This is a genomic window from Lacrimispora struthionigena, assembly GCF_048627165.1.
GTDB lineage: Bacteria > Bacillota > Clostridia > Lachnospirales > Lachnospiraceae > Lacrimispora.
This window is the reverse complement of the sequence record NZ_JBMBWP010000001.1, coordinates 202790-220870: the sequence shown is the minus strand read 5'-3', so window position 1 is coordinate 220870 and position 18081 is coordinate 202790. Positions and strand designations below refer to the sequence as shown.

Below are 18081 nucleotides of genomic sequence, written 5' to 3'. Positions count from 1 at the left end.
AAGATATCTCCACTCAAACATTTAACGCATGTATACGGACAAACCTACTCATGTCACCGGTACAACTCAGTACCAGCCGCTTCGATCTATCGGCTCCGGAGTGTTCCCATAGCCAAGTCTCTCGTGAAAGCGCTCTCAGTCGGTGACGCAATCTTCCTGTCCGGATCCATAGGCCAGAGTCTCCTTCTCTGCCTTTTTAGTATTTATTTCATTCTGTAGCTTCATCATGCCCTGTTTTTAATTTTTTTAAACAGTTCAACACTTCACTACAATGAATTTCACTTATAATATCACAATCTTTTTCCCGATGCAATGCTTTTTTATAATTTATTTCCCGCCCATGGCTGTGATGCTTTTTCTCTTTAACCTGAAAAATGTTAAAACCGCTCCCAACATACAGATGGCAGATGCAGTGATATAAACCTTATTCATGCCATATAAAAAGGCATCACTTCTCCCCGGGATGTAGTCTGTTACCCGGTATCCCAGCCTGCTGCTCATCATGCCATACAAAAGCGTGGTAGCAAGAGCAATTCCGCATACCATACCCACATTTCTCACCAGAGCATTAATGCTTCCTGCCACTCCAAGCTTATCACGGGATACGGTGGACATAATAAGGGAATTATTGGGAGACTGAAACAGTCCCATACCAACAGACATAATTCCAATCAGGCTGACCATGGTAATTACGGCTGAATTTTCATTTAAAAAGGACATGGAAAACAACCCCACACTGGTGAAAACAAGTCCGATAAAGGTAAGAATTTCAGAACCTATTTTATCGGAAAGATGACCGCTCACAGGTGCTACCACCATTAAAATCAGCGGATAAGCCATCATGATAAGACCTGCCTTCTGAGGTGAAAACTCCATAACATCCTGTAAATAAAAAGGAAGTATGATATTGTTGCAGAACATGGCAACAAAACTAATAAAACCACAGAATATACTTAAGGAAAAAAGACCGTTTTTAAAGATATCCAGCTGGATCATAGGATCTTTCCTTTTTTTCTCTACAGCCAGAAATACTGCAAAACAGACTGCTGCAAGGAAGAATCCTGTTAAAATAAGGGGATGTCCGAAACCAAGATTCAGTCCCTCACTCAGTGCGCCAAATAAAGAAACAATAGTCACAATAAATAGAAGCGCACCATATAAATCCATCCTGCCATTGGCCTTTGTCTTTGTTTTTGGAAGCAGACAGAAGGCTCCTATTGCTGCAAGGATACCGATGGGAACGTTAATGGTAAAGATATATTCCCAGCTTAATACTCCTACAATCATTCCACCCAGTCCGGGGCCTACCAGAGACCCCAGTGCAACTGCCGTCCCAAGGAGTCCCAGTGCCTTTCCTCTTTCCTGAACAGGAAAGACTTCCGTTACGATTCCCTGGTTATTAGCCATGGTTCCCGCCGCACCGATTGCCTGAATGGCTCTGGCCATGATTAAAAACCAGTAGGAGTGGGACAACCCGCACAGGAGTGAGCCAATGGTAAAAACAATAACGCCAAGGGTAAACATGGTTGTCTTGCCAAACATATCTCCCAGTTTTCCAAAAATCAGAACGGTACCCGATATTACGATCAGATAGCTTGTGGCAACGAACTGGATGCTGGCTGTGGTAACGCCCAGAGAATCTGCCATACGGGGCAGTGCCACATTAACAATACTGCTGTCTAACGTTGACATGAAAGTCGATAATACAACAATGATTAGTACCGACCATTTATTACGTTTCCTTACTTCTTCCATTTTAATTCCTTTCTTATGTGTTCAATTCAAGCGCTTTATTTAGAATTTTAACCAGGGAAGACAACGTGATTTCCTTTTCCTCTGCAGTTAAATCACCAGTAATAAGTTCTATTAATTTACCTATCTCCTCTCTGATCTGAGGAAGAATGAGCCTTGCTTTATCAGTCAGATATAATTTATATGCCCTGCTGTCCAATTGATCTTCTATTTTCACTACATAGCCAACCTCTGTCAGCCTGCTGATGGTTCTGGCAGACATTGCTTTATCATGTCCAATCAGTTCACTGATCCGGCTCTGACATAACCCTTCATTTTGCTCCATTATAAATAAATAGTGAAATGATCCGCTGCTTAAATCATATTGTTTTAATACTTTGTCTAAATAACTCTGTGTATTTCTATATATTTTACTGTTGAGCATCATTAAATTCATAGGTTCATTCCCCATTATATTACCACCTTTTTTATTCAGTCTCTTACTGTATCAGGATTTAGTTGATTAGTCAACTATTATCACAAAAAAAAGACTGGTATCCCTGATACGAGTCTTTTTTCCGGATTCTTTCTATGTATGACAAGTACAATATTAAATCTGGTTTATTAATCCTCTTCGCTCTACTTCTTCTTTGAATAACTGATATTTTGCTTCATTTAATTTTAAAAATGAGCGGTAATATACTCCATATGCCAAAAACGCAAGAATTTTATTTTTACGGTTTCTATCCGTGGTTTTATAAAAATAAATCAGCTTCTTGTCTTTCATTTTTCCTTTTGCAATTTTCTTTTTAATATTGTTTTGTTGCACTTTACCCATAAAATTCATATAAAGCCCGTTGATAAAAAACAATACTCCAAGAAAAACAATAAAAATTATAACAGCTATTAAATCATCCATACTATTTTCCTCCCTGGTTTCAAAATCAGAAAGAATATACCATAAATTTCCACTTTTGTAAAGAGATGATCCGATTTAATCTTGACATAAGTTACCCCATACGTTAGAATTAGCAAAGGATGAGGGAGTAGTCAGCATCTGCCCGGGTCAGGTAAGATGCCTGCAAAGTCAACATACTGACAGGTTTTTTCTGTCTGGCTTTGCTAATTTGTTTTTAATACAAAAAGACGAGACTTATCTGTGTGTTCATTTCTGTACACACAGATAAGTCTTTTTTATTATATTCTCCCTCTAATACATATAATTAGATACCATATACAGGGGGAAAATCACATGTCATTATTGGAGTTATTTATCATTGCATTGGGTCTGTCCATGGATGCGTTTGCCGTATCAATCTGCAAAGGTCTTTGTATGCCTCAGATGAACTGGAAAAATGCAGTCATTGCCGGTTTATATTTTGGTGGCTTCCAGGCAGGAATGCCGGTTATCGGATATCTGCTTGGCTCCCAGTTTAAGGAAGCCATTACCTCCTATGACCACTGGATTGCCTTCGTCCTTCTTGGAATTATCGGCATCAATATGATCAAAGAATCCTTTAGCAAAGAAGAAGTGGAATGTGCAGACTGCTCCCTGGATCCCAAAAATATGTTGATGCTTGCCATTGCCACCAGTATAGACGCATTGGCAGTGGGTGTGACCTTTGCCTTTTTAAAGGTTCAGATCATTCCGGCCGTTTCGTTCATCGGAGCAACCACTTTTTCCCTCTCCGTTGCCGGAATAAAAGTTGGCAATGTTTTCGGTTCACGCTTTAAATCAAAAGCAGAATTCTCTGGGGGAATCATTCTCATAGTGATGGGTGTTAAAATTTTGTTCCAGCATCTCTTTGAAATGTAAACAGGGACAGATTTTATATCATAATCTGGCTGCCGCCGGGCACTTTCACAATTGTTTTATCTACACTGATCCAGACATCCATTGCGGATGGATTATATACAAAGTCTGCGTCAATGGTATATTTCAGTGCCGCTGCCGCATTCATATAGTCTACAATCTGAATATTTGTTGCATACCAGGTATCCTCCCGCTGCCCTGTCATACGGCAGAATTCTTCCATAAGCTCCCAGTTGTCATCCCGGGGAAATTCATAGCTGTGTCCCCAGACATACATCAGATAGAGGTATTGGGTTTTATTAAGCTCGATGAATCGTCTTCCATTTTCCAACAGGTTATGGTTGTGATGGCAGGTGGCTTTCCATTTTAAATAATTTTCAGGCATGGAAAAATCATCGGTGCTGCCCACCACTCTGCAGTATTCAATTCCAAGACTGGGCAGCATGGCTACAATTTCTTCTGTATAGGAACCATTGGGATAGGACATTCCACGAACCGGATAACCAGCTGCCCGTTCTAACCCCCGCCTGTCCTCCAATACCTGAAGTGCCGTCAAAGGTAACGGACATCTTGCTATGGTTGGGTGGAGCACGGTGTGACAGGAAATTTCGTGGCCCTTGTATACTTCGTTCCACTCTTCTGGTTTCAGCCTTTCCTCCTGATCTGCAAGTCCTGAGTTGATATGAAATGTACCCTTGATTCCATATTGATTAAACAGCTGGGTCAGCCTTCTGTCTTCCAGTCTCCCATCATCATAGCTCATGGTAAGTGCCTTATGCTTTCCTCCCGGATAGCAGATATAGATATTTTTCATATTTTCCATCATTATAATGCTCCGTCTCCTGCAATCTTATCGTAATTCAGTACCGCACAAAAGAATGCCAGTGCCATTCCCTGTCCCCAGCCCTGAATCCATTTTTTTGATATATTCCGGTAGCCTTCCCGGTCCTTCATCACTGCCGTTCCTCCGGATACATCGGTCACTCTTCCGTCTGCTGCCACATGGGAAAGAATTCCTTCTATGGAACGTTCCACATATTTGATGTGAAGAGGGTTTCTCTTTAATGCCATGGCTGCAGCAATTCCCGCAGAAGCAGATACTTCCTCATAGGATTCTTCATCATTTAAAATAGTTCTCCAAAGCCCATTTTCCGTCTGCAGTCCCTTTAACGCAGACAGCTGTTCATTGATACTTCCAACGATTTCTAAATACTGGGGATACAGATAGCATTGAGGAAGAATCAGTCCCACCTTACTCATGGTATAGGCTGCCCAGCAGTTGGCTCTTCCCCAGTAAAAGCCAGACATATGATCCTTGGTAATATTGTTGTAGCCATGATACCAAAGCCCCGTTTCTTCGTCCTGAAGATACTGAATATGCCAGTAATACTGATTTAAGGCATCCTTTATCATGGCCTCATCGCCCGTCATAACACCCACTCTGAGGAGAAAGAAAGCAGCCATAAATAAAGTATCCGCCCAGCATTGTTCTGGAAAATCATTGTCTGCAGATACGGTATGCTGAAGGACGTGATCTCCGAAACGAAGTGCTTCTTCCGTTAAATAACGGGTCTTTAACCGGATTACCTCCATATATTTTTCTTCTCCAGTGGCTTCGTAAAGGGTAATAAGGCAGTGGCCCATGGCACAGGTATTTACTGTCAGCACCGGAAGTCCAAGTTCCATCAGTTCATCTACCCGCTCCTTTAAAAAGTTCAGATACGATTCATTCTTTGTTACTTCATAGGCTTCTGCCAGCCCGTAATATGCCACTCCGCAGGGCCAGTCCCAGGACATATCCATTCTCTTTGTCCGTTCCAGAATAAGGTTCATGGCGTCTGTAATTCTTGTCTCATCATAATGTAACTTCCCCATCACTTATACCTCCGTTTTTCCATCTATTATAAATCTTTTTCCTTCATTTGCCAATAATTGCCCAAAGATACCTGCACCCATTTCCGATAAATGAACCCGATCTTCCGCGTAGCATTTTACTGCCATCTTTTCTCCTGCTTTCCACAGAAACTCCTCACATAAGCCATATAAATCCACAAACAAAACCATTCTTGTTTCTGCAAATTTTCTCATCTCATCCCTGTAAGCTGGAAGGAGACGGGCAATCTCTTCTTTTTCCTCTTTCCTGTCCGGATCAAAGGGGCAGAGACAGACAGGGGAGATAATAACAGGGTAACCGCCTTTCTCAAGTGCCGCTTCCACATAGAGTTCCAGATATTCAGAAAGCCGCGCAAGTGGAACATACCGGTCTTCTTTTGAAGCAGCGGCATCATTGTGTCCAAATTGGATGAAGAGATAGTCCCCTGGCTTCATTCGTCTTTTTATATCTTCCAGTCTTCCTTCTTCTAAAAATGTTTTTAAAGATCTTCCTGCCATTGCGCAGTTATCCACTACAAGTCTCCTGCTCTCGTATCTTGTTTCCTGGGGAAATGAACCCGCTGTACAGCGCCTGATCTCATAGGAGCTGCCATGATCCAGGCAGGAAAGCAGTTTTTCTCCTATTCCGGTCTGCTTTTTCTCTTCCTCCCAATAGCTTTGTGTAATGGAGTCACCTGCCAGAAAAACAACAGGTTTTCGCTGCATAAAAGGAAGTACACGGCGAAAATCCATATCAGTTCCATAATAAAATTTAGGATAGCATGGCTGGTTATAGCAGTTGTTCTGCCATGCCACTCCACACCGGTACTGAGTGTCGTGCATGAGTGTAAACAGTTTATGTCTGGTTACTTCCGTATTGGTATAAATCCGTATGGCAGTACTGTCCTTTGTTCTCACAAGAATCTCTTCCCTGAAATCACCAAAAATGTCCGCTACAAGGCATGGGTTTCCCTTGGTTCCATTGTTTGTTGCCGTTTGTTCGGGACAGAGGATTGTGCCATGAACCCAGTCGTTTATCACACCTGTGGGATGCTGGCTTAAATAATCCGTCCCGTCTGTAATCTGGGTGGATAAATCTCCTGCCCACCGGATGGACATATTGGTTCCAAGGGTTTCTTTTTTCATCAATTCACCATGACAATCATAGGTCCCCTCTCCGTTTACCCAGCACTGCAGTCCTTTTACTCCCGCCAGTACATCTCCAATCATACATCTGCCCAGATCTTCTTCGGCATATTTTCCAAAAATGATCTGTCCGTTTTCTCCATCCCGCAGTGCATAACCGTATGGAGCATTCTCTGCTCCTTCAAATACAGCGAATATCTCAAATCCAGGGCGGTCCGGATCAATATCTGCCACATGCATGGCATCTCCATGCCCCAGCTTTGCTTCTCTCCCGTCAGGGAGAAGTCCTGTCAGACTGTACAAAAGAGTTCCGTCATGATCGATACAGGCAGCTCCGTAGATGATTTCCATGCAGCCGTCCCCATCTATGTCTGCAACAGCCAGAGAATGATTTCCCTGTCCTGCCATTTTCCCATAAACGGGATCTGTTCCCCATTTCTCATGGGGATTATCACAGAATGGATTTTTCATGGGAACAAACCCGCTGTCTGCCACCCATTCCTTTCGAAAACGATTGTCAAAAAATGAATAGGCAGCGATTGCCGCCCGGGTATAATACCCACGGCAGGCAATGAAATAAGGTCTTTTTCCATCCAGATAGGCCACTCCTGCCAAAAACCGGTCTACCCGGTTGCAGGGTTCGATGCGGGGCATTGCATAATCCCCCCAGCGCAGACCGTCATCCACCCGTTCAAATGGAAATACGATGGTATCCAGCTCTTTTCCGTCACCAGCAAACATGGTTAAATATTCCGGTCCGTGAAAAATAAAGCCTTCCCATTCTCTCAATCTGTTTTTCGGACTCCTTGCAGGGGCATACACATCAAGAAAGTAATCCACTGCCTCTTTTTGCTGAACCTCATTTAAGGGATAGCTCCAGCGGGGCGGGATATGAAAGCATTCCTCTAAAGTAACCGGCCATTGTCCCGCCTTCACCTCCGGTTGCTCCTGCCATCCGGCAAACAAACGGCAAAGGTGGGCTTCATAATCCTCAGATCCTGACACATAGGAATCACTATGGCTGTACCCTCTGTTACAGTCCTCCTGTGGCATGGTAATATAGAATTCTTCCACAACCTCTCCGCCTGCTCCATATCTGGTCATGTGGGTCCCCGGAGCCGTCTTTACAGCCATTTCCGCCTTTCCGTCTCCATTAAAATCGTAGCAGATAAACTGGGTATAATGGGCACCTGCCCGGATATTGGGTCCCATGTCAAGCCGCCATAATAGGGTTCCGTCCAGCTGATAGCAATCCAGTATACAGTTTCCCGTGTATCCGGAAATGGATACGTCATGGGAATTAGACGGGTCCCATTTGACTATGTATTCGTATTCTCCATCTCCATTAACATCTGCCACAGACATGTCATTGGCAGAATAAGTGAACTCCTCTTTTGATGGTATCACTCCCCCAGCTGGCTTTTTAACCGGAATATCCAGATAATCATGCTCCCATACCCTTACTGGCCCGCAGGGTTCTGATTCCACCCCATTGATGACCGGTGCCACACAATAGACTGACGATTCTGCTCCATAGCTATCCAGATAGTTGGTGCTGCCTGTCACAACCCCAAGGCTGACTCCATCCCGGTAAATTCTAAAATCCACACCTGTAAGACCATCTCCTCCATCTGATACTCCAGTCACTTCATTCAGAAAAAGGCGCCAGCTTAAGAAGATTCCATTTTTCACCTTAACTGCAATCAGTCCTCTTGAAAGTTTCTCCAGCTGTTCCTCCTGATGGAAATGAACAGGAGAAATAAAAGACTCTTTTTCCAGCACACAGCCATCTTCTGATTTGTGGCAGATAAGAATATGGTGGGGAAGGAAAGTTGCTTTTCTCAAAGTAAACATCTTCTTATCTGTTTCATGAATCTCTTTCATCAGACGATAGCAGTTTTCACTGGTTTCCCGATCCGACCAGTAGATACAGGTAGTTTTTGCCTTATTGACCGGATCCCAGGCAATGGTAAACTCCTGTGGATTAATAGATAACAGCCTTATCATAATAATTCCTCCCTCTGTCTAGGCTTTCCGGAAGCTTTCAAAAGGCATTCCAGATATCAGGGTGTCCGCTTCCTCTAAACTTTCCGGCAGCTGATTTCTGATATATTCCAGAGTACATATCACATTTAAGCACCACTGGGCTGCAAAATTCGTAGAAATCCAGGGTATCTCCTGAAGCTCTTCCTGGTTTGCACAATTTTTTAAAACGGTGGTTTGGAAACCACTATGATTCTCTTCACAAAGAAGAGCGTGAAGAAGATGACTCCAGGTAGCCTTTGCAAGCATATCATCGTTATAATACCAGGCTCCATAAGCTCCCATGGCAGCTGCCATAAACGGAAGGGAAAACTCCCGGTCACCAATAATCCCACTGGATTCCTCCAGCTGCTTTTCCCTTGGCAGATAATAGAATCTGCCGTACTCCGCCAGCATCTCCTTCCAGATTGGATCAGAAATTAAATCTGCCATCTCCTGCCAGATCTGAGGCGCTCCCATACAGATCTGCAGGTGTGTCCCGCCTGCTGCCCGCTCTCCAATGTACCTTAAATGAACGGTCTCAGGGTCAAATTCAAAGTCCGGTCCTGATACCAGTCGGAGTGGAGCCATTTTTATATCCTCAATTCCCGTAAGAATCTTATCCAGGTAACGGTTATCCTCAAACCGCTCCCACCAGGTCATCCAGTTTGCACAAAGAGAAGACCAGTCAGGGCCGCTTCTGGCGTGGCTTTTATAGACCATTTCAGAGGAATCATAAAAATCTGCCAGTGGATCTTTTGCCAGGAACGTTTTTTCATTATCCTTTAGTTCCTCAAAGATATCCTCCAGCCGGTGGTCTCCTGTCATATAGTAATAATACCGGTGATGAGCTGCCATGGCTATTCGTGCTTCCTTGCATGGACAGCCCCAGTGACGTACATTATGTCGGGAGCCCAGTCCCTTATATTTTCCCATATGATATACATCTACCTCGGAAGCATGTCTGGTCAGTTTCTCCGCCAGAGAAAATGTTTCTGCTCTTCCGGAACGCATAAAAGAAAGCCACAGCCAGAGTGTAGGTACCAGTTCCGTATTATCCCAGGCGTAACCGCCCATATCATACCTCCACTGGTGGCGCTCCTTATCGTAAGTATGCATAAAATCCCCATAATTAAAAAGCCCGTACCAGCCCCTTTGATCCACTTCCTTTTCATAGAAGGCTGCGGCCCGCTCCAACTGGTCTTCCAGCCAGATTTCCATTTCGCTTTCCCGTTTAGGCAGAGACCAGTATCCAAACGCACGGTGCTCATGATAAAATTCCGGAGTTCCCACGTACTGTGGGGGATGATTCACCTCATTTGAAAATTCCAGAAGTTCTTCCTCACTGGGAATGACTTCATCAAAAAACGATACCGAATATTCGCTGGTGGACGCAATTCCAAAGGGGTCCGCCCCCTTATAATCATAACCCTCATAATATACCTGGTTATATCCACGGCTGGCATAATGTCTGAAATCCATTGCCTCTGCTGCGGGACTGTAAAGCCAGACTGTGGCTTTCGCCTCTTCTCCTGTCAGACTGCGAAACGTATATCCGGAAGGATAGGTCTGCCAGAAATCACGGATAGCAAATCCTATACTTCCGTTTTCTCCTCCCAAAGCAGCAGCTCCTCCCGCTCTTCTTCCATGGAGACAGTCTAAGTAACACACTCCTTCCTCTTTCATTTTCTTCTTCAGCCGGAAATGACTGGGACTGTCCTGACAGAAATCATATTCATCCCAAAACGGCATATCTTCCATGACTTTTTCCACAATTTTTCTGTCATTTCCCTGAAGAATCAACTGTTTTCCAGCCATCTGGCTGGAATAAACTGCTTCCGGCACCCTTGGTCTCCAGGTTAAAAGCTCTGCCAGTGCCTCATGAACCGTCCCAAAATCCCCTTCAAATCTCACATGCCGGTTATACATACTTCCTCTTACCGGAATGGTAAATTCCAGACCGATTCCTTTTAAAAAGTCTCTGTTTTCGTCCCCGTCATAAAGAAACGTATGGGTGAAATGAAGGCGTTCACTGCCCATACCTACATGAAGCCGGATAATAAAGGGAAGCTTTCTGTCCCCGTCTTTTGAAATATGGACTCCTGTATATTTAATAACAGCCTGAAGCGGTCCTTCCTCCTCCAGGGTGACTTCCTCCACGAAGCCCTGGTACTGTTTTTGCAGTTGCCCTGTCATTCCGTCTTTCGTAAAAGGTTCTTCCAGCAAAAGTACCGGGTTTGCAGACGATACCCGTGGTTGCCCATGGACTTTCAGATCCTCAAATAAAAAAGAACCTTTATAAGGAACACAAAAAGACAAAGTCTCCGTTTTTATTAACATCCCCTCTGTCTCCTTGCTGATGATCAGGCTACGGGATATCTTCTGTGTATTTCCATCACCAGTCAGAACCTGGATTTCATCGGTAAGCTGGTCTGCACATGCAGAATGCGCGGTCCACTTGACTGAACCGTCAGGCCAGTATGCCGTAATTCTGGACTGCATGGCAGCCTGAGTCCCATCCTGATTTTCCAACACATAGGACTGATTTTTTCCGCATTCTCCCTGTTTCCACATACACCCCCAGGTGGTGTACCCCCGTTTCTGCCTGTCTTTTAAATTATGCAGTTTCATATAATCCTCCGTCTGCGCACAGCTGCGCTTTTCTCATTAAAAGAGGCGGTACGGCTCCTGCAAGGAATCCGCACCGCCCAGGCTGAACCTATTTCCCGGTATCCTGCTGATACAGCTGATTGATTTCTTCGATTAATCTGTCACCACCTCTGTCTAACCACTGTTTGGCAGCTGCGTCAAGACCCGCTTCATCTATCTGTCCGCAGATATACTGGGTTCTTGCATCATCAATAATCTGTTCGATATCCGTGCCTACTTCTGCATTGACACCGGAATTAGCAAGATAACCAAGTGCCGGATTAAAGACTGCAACCTTTTTATTTTCTGCATAAGCCTTATCCTGGGCAATGGTTGGTTCTGTCTTTTCCAGGACCGGTTCCGTTGAAGCAAGGTTTGGAATATAGCAGATGGTCTGATTTAATCCAGTGTGAGGAGTCTGCTGAACTTCCAGATCATTTCTCACCACTACTTTGCCATCCTTTAAGTCATAAGTAACACCTTCAAGACCGTAATCAGCCAGTACAAGCATTTCATTGTCGCACATCTTATCCAGGAAATGCAGGCAGTTTTTCACATCTTCTTCTGTTTTTGCACCTGCTTTGGTGATCAGATAATAACCGTTAAAGCCGCTGGTAGCCAGTGTTTTTCCGTTAATCGGCCCTACCATGGTCATGGTGGCTGTCTTGGACGGATCTGTAACTGATTTTATATCATTTTGAATATAGTAGTTCCAGATTCTTTTTGCACTGTCCATAACATCTACAAATGCACCGGCTTCTCCCTTTTTAAGAGCATCACCAAATGTACCGGAATCCACAGTTGCCCAGTCTTTCCGGATCAGACCGTCATCATATATTTTCTTGACCCAGGTTAAGGCTTCTTTGTATTCCTTGGTCTGATGAACAGGAATCAGCTTTCCATCCTGCACCACCCACTCATTGCCGGTTCCAAACCAGGACTGTATAATATCAATTGGTCCAACATATTTGGTCATTTCCAGCCCGTATGTATCATCCTTTCCATTGCCATCAGGATCTTCATAGGTGAATTTATAAAGCATGTTATAAACATCTTCCACTGTTTTTGGTGCCTCGGTAATGCCCACTGCTTCTGCCCAGTCGGTGCGGTAAGAAAATCCAAATCTGCCGATTTCTCTTGCACGGTAAAGACCGATCACTTTACCGTCCACTGTCATGGATTTTAATACCTGGGGATCTGCCTTTGATAAATTGGGGTAGCTTGCACTGTCCTTAATAAATTCGCTTAAGTCCCAGAACGCACCTTTCTTTGCTGCATCAACCACGTTAGCTGATAAATCACCTTTTCCAGTGATAATCATAGGCATATTGTCTTTATCCATGAGTACCAGACCCAGCTTTTCATTATAGGTGTCGTTTGCTTCCCAACGGAAATCTACATTGGTATTGGTATAGTCCTGAAATTTTTTAATCACTTCATCGGAATGATCATTTTTCAGCTCAGTCCCATAAAACTGGGTAACCATCATGGAAATAGATGCTTTTCCATCTCCCGCTTCCGCTGTTTTTGACTCTTTTGACTCTCCTGCCGTCTGGCTGGTTGTTTTGGAGCTGCACCCCGCCATGGACAGCGCCATTGTACCGGCAAGGGTCACTGCCATTGCCTTTTTCCATACCTGTTTCATCATAACACTTCTCCTTTTAAACTTTTATTTATCCTTTTACAGAGCCAACCATAACGCCCTGCGTAAAGTACTTCTGAACAAATGGGTAAATACATAAAATGGGAATGGTGGCAACTACAGTTGTTGCCATTTTTACCGCTTTCTGAGGCGGCATTCCAAAGGCTCCCCAATCGAAGCTGCTCTCATTGGCCACCTTGGAGGTGAGGAATATGATTCTCCTTAACACAATCTGAATCACTTCCTTTGAGCTGTCTGAAATATACATCATTGCATTGAAATAAGAGTTCCAGTGGGTAACTGCATAAAACAGGGCAACACTGGCAAGGACCGGTTTTGACAAAGGAAGAATGATTTTAATAAATATTTCCCCATCATTACATCCATCCATTCTGGCCGCTTCCTCAAGCTCCGATGGCAGTCCCTGAAAATAGTTTTTAATAATAAGCATATTAAAGGGATTAATTGCTCCCGGTAGCCACAGCGCCCAATAGGAATTTTTTAAATGAAGCACATTTGCCACCAGCATATAGGTAGGCACCATTCCTCCTGTAAAAAGCATAGTGATGATAACCATGTTGGTAAAGAACGTTCTTCCCTTAAAATAAGGTCTGGACAATGGATACGCAAGTGTAGCCGATAACGCCATATTAATGATTACTCCCACGGTTGTTACAAAAACAGAGTTTATAATCCCTTTTACTGCATCACCGGTTTTAAATATATACTGGTAAGCATTTAAGGAAAGGGTGTGAGGGAATACGAAAAATGCCCGTTCTGTCAGTTCCCGTTCTGTAGCAAAGGATCCTGCCACAATGTATACAAAGGGCAGCAGGGTAGCCAGTGCAAATCCCCCTACCAGTATGTAAATAATCACCTGAACCAACTGGTCTCCCGGACTTCGTTTTATTTTGATTGTTTTTGTGTTTGCCATTTTATGGACCTCCCCATTAATAGAATCCTGATTCCCCAAACAGCTTTGCAAGCTTATTTGCTCCTAGTACCATGATCATACAGACAATGGATTTAAACATACCTGCTGCCGTTGCCATGGAATAGTTTCCATTTACTACACCCTTCGTGTAGATGTAAGTATCAAATACATCAGATACGGCACGGTTCATGGAATTCTGCATCAGGAAAATCTGTTCGTAGCCGGTATTTAAAATAGTTCCTACCTTTAAGATCAGCATGATTACAATGGTGGATCGAATGGCCGGAAGGGTAATGTGCCACATCTTCTGCCACCGGTTTGCTCCGTCCACTTCAGCAGCTTCATAAAGCTGTACATCAACGCCAGATAAAGCGGCCAGAAATATAATCGTTCCGTATCCTGTTTCCTTCCACATGTTCTGCCCTACAATCATGGGGACAAAAAGCTTTGGATTGGACATGATATCCGGGGCATGACTTTTTCCAAATATCCCGATGAGCCAGTGGTAAACCAGACCATCGGTTGTGCTAAACAGCTGGGCAGTTAAAGCCGCCACAATCACCATGGAAATAAAATGGGGAATGTAAACCATTGTCTGAGCCGCTTTTTTAAATGCCATATTTTTGATTTCATTTAATAAAAGCGCAAGAAGAATGGGCGCTGGAAAATAAAAAACAAGGCTGGCTATGGAAATGGAAAGCGTATTGGTTAATATACGAATAAAATCCGGTCCGGTGAAAAATTTCTTAAAAACTGCCAATCCCACAAACGGACTGTGAAAAAATGCCCCCATCATGGTGTCTCCGTTATAAGGGCTGAAATCCTGGAATGCCATGACAAGACCACCCATGGGCAGATAATGAAAAACCAAGAGATAGATCACTCCCGGAATGATCATAAGATACAGCCACTTATGAGAGCGGTATGCCTGCTTTAGGGATCCAGCCCTTTTTTGCGGAACGAAACGTTCTGCTTTCTGACTCATTGTCTCTCCTCCTCAATATTACGGGGATTGTCTTACGAATGTTGCTCCCCTGTTGTGAGGTTATCCTACACCAGGTATCTGCATTTGTAAATAATCATGATCAAACCTGATTTTTATCACAAAAAAGCCCTGGATCCCCTTATAATAAAAGGAGTTTCCAAGGCTTGTCCTTTAGAATTATCATTTTGTTTCCATCTGATTTTTCCTATTCCCGATGCTCTTTGCGAAAAGCCAGTGGCGTAATTCCCACCTGTGTTTTAAAAAAACGGATAAAATTCTGTACGTTGTTGTAATTTAATCTGGCCGAAATTTCTGCTATGGGATCCTGGGTGGTCAGAAGCATGTACTTTGCAATCTTCAGCTTTTCTTCATTGACCATGTCCGTAAATGACATCCCCTTTTCCCGTTTTAGTACCCGGCTGATATAATTGGGGTGATAGCTTAAGGCATCCGCACACTCATTCAGGGTTATATTGCCACTGCTTGACTTAATCATGGCTGTCACCTGCTTTGCAATGTCACAGGAATTTAATTGCCGGTAATCGTTAAGGGCCTTCATCACCGGATTTAAAATTTCCGTAAACAGATAGGTGAAAAGTTCCTTTTTTCCGTAAATTCTTGATGCCTTGGATAAGACGTCATATTGCTCGCTGTCAAAAATATCAGAAAGGGGCATAGAGACCTTTGCCGGGATATCCAGGATGGCTGTCAAAAGCCGGGTGACATAATAGGTCCGCTCCATGCCGGAAGCCCCTTTGATCTCAAGCCGTTCCAAAATCAGATCAAGCAGACGCCTGGCTTCTTCCTCATTGCAGCTTTCTACTGCATGAATCAGCTCATCTTCCACAATTCTGTCATAAACATTCCCAGCCGGATCCATCAGAGAATAATCATCATAAAGAACCAGGGAGGGACCATTTTCATTCCGGTCATGATTTTTGCTGTGAAGTGCCTCCGAGCATTCGTCATACGCCCTTCTGGCATGGGTCAGTTTATGGAAGGTCCGGCTGATTCCAAAAGCCGCCGGATATCCGTATGTCTCCATGATATAATCCTTCATCTGCTTATAGACCAGCGCAGTCTTATGATCCTCTTCTATATCATCATTTTCTCCAATCATAAATAACAGAGTGTGCTCATAGATTACCGGAGCCACAAAGAAAGCTTCCTTCACTTCCTGTGGAAGGCCAAGCAGGATTTTCCTGTTCAGCTCATCCTGCTCTTCCTGGGTCAGATTCTTTTTTATTTCATCAGATTTACAGGAAACTCCAATCATACGATAGGAATGAAATGCTTCCATTCCATATTTCTTCATGGTATCCTGTATCCGGTCCATATTCAGCTCACCCTTTACAAGGTTTGATACAAACAGCTCCCTGATCTGCACATTCTGATCATCCACAAATCTCTGAAGCTTCAAAAGAGGTTCCGAAAAAACAGAAGCAGCAAAACGCAGAAGAACCAGTATCACTCCAAATGCAGCAATGACTGCAACAGAAGCAAACACAAACACGATGCCGCCCCGTTTCATTTTCTCCGTATCCATTCCAGTTATGTAAACAAGACCGTTACTGCCGGAACGACTGACACTATAACGGTATTTATTCCCTTTGGGAGATGAAAAAAATCCTCCGTCTGTCTTCTCATTATTTCCCGATTTTAGAAACGCAGCTGTAAAATCCGGATTGGTTTCCATCAAAACCTTACCCTGACTTAACACAGTCACATCATAACCCATTTTTTGATAGGGCTCAGTCAGACTTCCAAGCTGTGCCATATTCAGCTGGACTGTGAGCAGATAGACCAGTCCGGTACTTGCATACTCTTCCTTTACAATGAGCAGCTCTCCTGATGTATCAATGAATCCGGATTCCTTTGCCCCATCCTGATAGGGGCCCAATACATCAGTCCGGTTCAGCCAGTAAAGAGATAACGGAACTTCTTTCTGATCCTGTAAAAACAGTTCTGTCTCTTCCCTGTTTTTTAAATCTTTATAGTTGTACATTCCATACTTGCTGAGAACCCAGCCCTCTTTTACATTAATAAAATTGTAAAAACCGATGTATTTGGACAAAAAGTAATTACCCTGAAGCATGTTCTGGGCCTGCCTCACTTCTTTATACTGGGAATAGGGGACATCCTTTTGATTGACCAGCCATTTGATGGATGTACTGCTTGTGCTGTCCAGATAATATTCCCTGACAGAGGAAAAAAGGTTCTCGTACTCATTGGCCACGCTATTGCAGTAAGATTCCAGCGCCTGTCTGCTTTTTTCTGTCTCTCCATTGACATAGATCCAGTAAGAAACCAGCCCCATAACAATAAGAGGAACCGTTACAAGCAGGAGAAACTGGGTAAACAGGCGCTTTTCATATTTTCCGTCTTTTATGGCAAACAGATTTTTGATCTTTAAATCAGTTAACATAATTCGAATACTTTCAGATTTCTGTAATCAGCAGTCAGCGGGGCCAGCTGACGGAATCCAATTTTTCCGCCTTTTAACGGCTTTCCAAAAAATTCCAGCTCATCATTATATTCAAACACAGTCATATCATTAATGGAAAATCGAATATCTCCATGATATTTGCGTATGGATATCCGGTAAAAATCCAGTGCATCTGCTGCGCCGGGCAACGGATCCGCCCCCTGTGCAACCAGGTGAAACCCATGGCTTTTTCTTAAATTGCAGGTATGAAACGCTCTTTCATCCGGCTCTTTTCTGCGGAAATAAGATACGTGGAATGCATTGATGTCACCGCTGTGATACTGAGGATATTCTCCCGTCCGTTCTGCCAGGGTGGAATCAAATAAATCTTCCCCATTCCGTCCTTTAGCAGCAAAAAATAAAATACAAAGCCCCTGATCCGTAATCGGCTTAAACTCCCATGTAATTTTAACATTTTCCGGAAATTCCTTCGGACACCACAAAACGTAATTGGCTTTTTGTCCTAACTCCTCATCAAGGCTGTTTTTTAAACGCAAACTGCCTTCATCAAAACTTATTGATGCCTTTCCTTCTACCACGAAGCCTTCAATATCTTCCGGTTTGGCAAGGGGATTGTCGTAAATTAACCTTTCTTCAATCAGTTGAACGTAACCCGTCGTTTCTTTCTTCATGCGATTCCCTCCATAAGCACCTTTCTCATGATACTAACCAGTTTATTATACAACCGCTTTCCATTATTCTCAACTCGTTTTCCCCGGCTATATCTAAAATTTACACACCAAAGATGTGAATCTCTTCTTTCCATATCTGGTCGAATATGGTAAACTGTGATACAGAGTTT

The 18081-nt window shown here is 43.5% G+C and carries 13 protein-coding genes; 1 reads left to right on the top strand and 12 read right to left on the bottom strand.

Going from position 1 to position 18081, the window contains the following annotated elements; genetic code table 11:
- Positions 1-327 precede the first annotated feature (327 nt).
- From ACOAOT_RS01000 to ACOAOT_RS00990, 3 genes are all read right to left on the bottom strand, one after another.
- Positions 328-1755, bottom strand: coding sequence for an MFS transporter (locus ACOAOT_RS01000; RefSeq protein WP_420215233.1), 1428 nt, complete (start codon positions 1753-1755; stop codon positions 328-330).
- A gap of 13 nt (positions 1756-1768) precedes the next feature.
- Positions 1769-2203 carry a MarR family winged helix-turn-helix transcriptional regulator gene (locus ACOAOT_RS00995; RefSeq protein ID WP_420215232.1) on the bottom strand — a complete coding sequence of 145 codons (435 nt, stop codon included), beginning with the start codon at positions 2201-2203 and terminating at the stop codon, positions 1769-1771.
- Between the two features lie 138 nt (positions 2204-2341).
- Entirely contained in the window at positions 2342-2650 is a 309-nt protein-coding gene (locus tag ACOAOT_RS00990) for a hypothetical protein (RefSeq protein WP_420215230.1), read from the bottom strand.
- Between the two features lie 333 nt (positions 2651-2983).
- Between ACOAOT_RS00990 and ACOAOT_RS00985 the strand changes: the two genes are divergently transcribed.
- Positions 2984-3547: a manganese efflux pump MntP gene (locus tag ACOAOT_RS00985; protein ID WP_420215229.1), complete on the top strand. Its 564-nt coding sequence runs from the start codon at positions 2984-2986 to the stop codon at positions 3545-3547.
- A 13-nt stretch (positions 3548-3560) separates the two neighbouring features.
- Here ACOAOT_RS00985 and ACOAOT_RS00980 read toward each other — a convergent pair whose 3' ends face one another.
- The 9 genes from ACOAOT_RS00980 to ACOAOT_RS00940 all read right to left on the bottom strand — a co-directional run bounded on the left by ACOAOT_RS00980 (position 3561) and on the right by ACOAOT_RS00940 (position 17911).
- Positions 3561-4370: a polysaccharide deacetylase family protein gene (locus tag ACOAOT_RS00980; protein ID WP_420215228.1), complete on the bottom strand. Its 810-nt coding sequence runs from the start codon at positions 4368-4370 to the stop codon at positions 3561-3563.
- Positions 4370-5419: a glycoside hydrolase family 88/105 protein gene (locus ACOAOT_RS00975; RefSeq protein ID WP_420215227.1), complete on the bottom strand. Its 1050-nt coding sequence runs from the start codon at positions 5417-5419 to the stop codon at positions 4370-4372. The genes ACOAOT_RS00980 and ACOAOT_RS00975 overlap by 1 nt, the downstream gene beginning before the upstream one ends.
- 3 nt (positions 5420-5422) lie before the next feature.
- The gene (locus tag ACOAOT_RS00970; RefSeq protein ID WP_420215225.1) at positions 5423-8569 is read right to left on the bottom strand and encodes a rhamnogalacturonan lyase family protein; all 3147 of its coding nucleotides are present in this window, start codon (positions 8567-8569) and stop codon (positions 5423-5425) included.
- Between the two features lie 18 nt (positions 8570-8587).
- Positions 8588-11215 carry an exo-rhamnogalacturonan lyase family protein gene (locus ACOAOT_RS00965; protein WP_420215224.1) on the bottom strand — a complete coding sequence of 876 codons (2628 nt, stop codon included), beginning with the start codon at positions 11213-11215 and terminating at the stop codon, positions 8588-8590.
- 88 nt (positions 11216-11303) lie between these two features.
- Positions 11304-12881: an extracellular solute-binding protein gene (locus ACOAOT_RS00960; RefSeq protein ID WP_420215223.1), complete on the bottom strand. Its 1578-nt coding sequence runs from the start codon at positions 12879-12881 to the stop codon at positions 11304-11306.
- Between the two features lie 25 nt (positions 12882-12906).
- The gene (locus ACOAOT_RS00955; RefSeq protein ID WP_420215222.1) at positions 12907-13809 is read right to left on the bottom strand and encodes a carbohydrate ABC transporter permease; all 903 of its coding nucleotides are present in this window, start codon (positions 13807-13809) and stop codon (positions 12907-12909) included.
- Positions 13810-13825: 16 nt separating this feature from the next.
- A complete protein-coding gene (locus tag ACOAOT_RS00950) occupies positions 13826-14794 on the bottom strand; it encodes an ABC transporter permease (RefSeq protein WP_420215221.1) in 969 nt (322 codons plus the stop codon).
- 205 nt (positions 14795-14999) lie between these two features.
- The gene (locus tag ACOAOT_RS00945; protein ID WP_420215220.1) at positions 15000-17219 is read right to left on the bottom strand and encodes a helix-turn-helix domain-containing protein; all 2220 of its coding nucleotides are present in this window, start codon (positions 17217-17219) and stop codon (positions 15000-15002) included.
- Entirely contained in the window at positions 17213-17911 is a 699-nt protein-coding gene (locus ACOAOT_RS00940; RefSeq protein WP_420215219.1) for a DUF1961 family protein, read from the bottom strand. Before ACOAOT_RS00940 ends, ACOAOT_RS00945 begins: the two co-directional genes overlap by 7 nt.
- Positions 17912-18081: the final 170 nt, after the last annotated feature.